Source organism: Companilactobacillus paralimentarius DSM 13238 = JCM 10415 (assembly GCF_001434985.1).
In the GTDB taxonomy this organism is placed as follows: domain Bacteria; phylum Bacillota; class Bacilli; order Lactobacillales; family Lactobacillaceae; genus Companilactobacillus; species Companilactobacillus paralimentarius.
On the sequence record NZ_AZES01000147.1, the window covers coordinates 1 to 2,987 of the forward strand.

The 2,987-nt window shown below is 36.1% G+C and carries 2 protein-coding genes and 2 tRNA genes; 3 read left to right on the forward strand and 1 reads right to left on the reverse strand.

Annotated features, from left to right (window positions below):
* Nucleotides 1-236 precede the first annotated feature (236 nt).
* Nucleotides 237-2,036 carry a heavy metal translocating P-type ATPase gene (locus FD33_RS11085; protein ID WP_025086380.1) on the forward strand — a complete coding sequence of 600 codons (1,800 nt, stop codon included), beginning with the start codon at nucleotides 237-239 and terminating at the stop codon, nucleotides 2,034-2,036.
* On the opposite strand, the gene FD33_RS11090 is transcribed toward FD33_RS11085, so the two are convergent.
* Complete coding sequence (locus FD33_RS11090) at nucleotides 2,031-2,654, reverse strand: DNA-3-methyladenine glycosylase (RefSeq protein ID WP_051564358.1); 624 nt, start codon at nucleotides 2,652-2,654, stop codon at nucleotides 2,031-2,033. The genes FD33_RS11085 and FD33_RS11090 overlap by 6 nt on opposite strands.
* 114 nt (nucleotides 2,655-2,768) lie before the next feature.
* Between FD33_RS11090 and FD33_RS11095 the strand changes: the two genes are divergently transcribed.
* Nucleotides 2,769-2,840: transfer RNA gene (locus tag FD33_RS11095), tRNA-Glu, on the forward strand.
* Nucleotides 2,841-2,844: 4 nt separating this feature from the next.
* A tRNA-Val gene (locus FD33_RS11100) sits at nucleotides 2,845-2,917 on the forward strand.
* The last annotated feature ends 70 nt before the right edge of the window (nucleotides 2,918-2,987 follow it).

Genomic DNA, 2,987 nt, shown 5'->3' on the forward strand with positions numbered 1-2,987 from the left:
AAAGTGCTCCTAAAGTTGTTAGATTATGTCTAACAATTTTAGGGCACTTCACATTAAGGATAGGCCTTTTTATTAACGGCGTAACGTCGTTATGAAATAAGCAGCTTTTAATTATAGATTGATAAATGAATCTAAATGAGAATGATTCTAAATTATGTCTCTAAATACTATTTTTATAATTTGTAAAATTGTATAATTATGTTAGTGAAAAGCATTTCAAGGGAGGACGTGATTTTATGAATTCCGATAAGATTAAATTGTATACAACATTGGCAATTGGGCTTATTGCGGCAATATTGGAGTTTGTTTTTCATTTGCCTAATTATGCTCAATTGATAATTAGTATTCTGGGTTTACTGTTGGCTTTGATTATGTTTGTTGATATGGTAAAGGTTCTTAAATCAGGAAACTTTGGAGTCGATCTTTTGGCAATAACAGCCATTGTAGCGACAATCGTATTGGGTCAATATTGGGCCGGTTGGATTGTTTTATTGATGCTGACTGGTGGAGACTCTTTGGAAGAGTATGCAGCTAATAAAGCTAAAAGAGAATTGAAATCACTCTTAGATAATACTCCTTCGCAAGCACATTTAATTGTTGACCAAAAAGTTAAAGATATTGATATTGATGATGTTAAAGTCGGAGACGAACTATTAATTCGCCCTAAGGAACAGGTTCCAGTTGATGGAATAATATTTGATGGAACTTCAGAAGTAGATGAATCATCATTGACCGGGGAATCAGTTCCTGTAACTGTCGGAAAAGATTCACATGTTATGTCTGGATCAATTAATGGTGAAAATCCCTTTAAAATTAGAGCTGAAAAGGTGGCCGCCGATTCAGAGTATCAGGCAATTGTTAAGCTAGTCAAAGAGTCGGAAACACATCCGGCACACTTTGTTAGACTAGCCGATCGTTATGCGGTTCCTTTTACATTGATTGCTTATGTAATTGCTGGGGTTGCATGGTATATTTCTAAGGATCCAATTAGAATTGCTCAAGTTTTAGTAGTAGCTTCACCATGTCCATTGATTTTGGCCGCACCAATCGCCTTTGTTTCTGGAATGAGTCGAACTAGTAGAAATGGAATTATCGTTAAATCAGGAACGGCTTTGGAAAAATTGAACTCTGCTAAGACTGTGGCCTTTGATAAGACTGGAACCATTACTGAAGGTAGATTAATTGTTGATGGCTTTAAATCGGTTAATGGCTTTAGTAAAGAACAAGTTATGGTTTATGCGGCATCTTTGGAACAAAATTCAAGTCATGTTATGGCTAAAGCTATTGTCGACTTTACTTTAAAACATAATTTAGAATTATTACCGGTGGCTGATTTAAAAGAGACAACGGCTGAAGGTATCGAAGGAAAGATTGATGGCATTGAGGTTAAAGTTGGTCAAGCTGAATTTGTAACTGATGAGAAAGTTGATTCCGTAACTGGTTCGGGAGTTTATGTTTCTATAGATGGTGAATATGCAGGTGTTTATAGTTTATTGGATCAAATTAGACCAGAAGCTAAAACAACAATTCAAGGTTTAAAGGATTTTGGTATTAGTAATATTTTGATGATTTCAGGTGATAAAAAAGAAGCAACTGAGTTAGTTGCTTCAGAGGTAGGTATTACAAAGGCGTTTCCATCCAGTTTACCTGCTGATAAAGTAAAGATCATTAAAGGTTTAGACAAAGAGTATCATCCTACCGTAATGGTCGGAGATGGTGTCAACGATGCTCCAGCATTAGCTTTAGCTGATGTCGGAATAGCAATGGGATATAAGGGTGCTAATGCTGCCAGTGAATCAGCTGATGCAGTTATTTTACAAGATGACCTTAGCAAAGTAACTACGGCTGTTAAGATTGCCCATGATACGATGAAAGTTGCCCGAGAAGCTGTATTGATTGGAATTTTTATTTGTATCGCTCTGATGATAGTAGCTGGATTTGGTTTGATTCCAACTATTATTGGAGCAATGCTTCAGGAAGTAGTCGATACGGTGGCCATCTTGTATGCTCTTCGAGCTAGAAGTGATAAATTATAACCAACCGTATGTATCTAAATTCATTTCTCTCTTTGGTAATTTGGATACGTAGGGATTTCCTTTTACAATAAAACGCATATTTTTTGAAGTCCAAGGCTCTTTATTCTTTACACCAATTCTTGGTGTAGTTAGAATTTCTTGAGGAGTTTGGACTTTTTTTGCGGAAAAATAGAAATTATTTTTATTTAAAAACGTTCCAGATAAAGCTTTATCTTTGATACCAAAGGCTGCCATCCACTTAGCAGGGCCATTACTAACATCAAAACCAGTTTTGCTACGATTCTTTTCCATTAGATCAAGACCTTCTAGTGGTTGTAATCCTCTAATTAAAATACCATTTGGCGTACCAGCCTTTTGAATACTAATGTCCATGTCTAACCAACTATGAATTGAATAAATATAGATGGTTCCACCAGCCTGATATAATGGGTCATTAGCTTTAGTATGTCGACCATTATAACTGTGAGATGCCATATCGATAGGCCCTAAGTAAGCTTCAGTTTCTACAATTAACCCTGAGAACTTTCCTTGATTAGATTCATAGGTGAAAGTATGTCCTAACATATCCCGTGCCAAATCCATTGTTTCAGCGCTTTCAAAGTACTTTTGTATATCCAAAATTCAAATTCCTCCATTTTTTCAAAAAAATTAAAAAAATCTCTTGCAACGTCTTTATTATTATTGTATTATATTTCTTGTGCTTGAGAGAGCAATAAACAAATAAATATTTATGACCCGTTGGTCAAGTGGTTAAGACACCGCCCTTTCACGGCGGTAACATGAGTTCAAATCTCGTACGGGTCATTTTGGAGGATTAGCTCAGCTGGGAGAGCATCTGCCTTACAAGCAGGAGGTCACAGGTTCGATCCCTGTATCCTCCATACCAAAAACTTTTAGAGGCTGTGACAAAACAGTCTCTTTATCTTAAAAGTTCGATGCGAATTTGAAAAA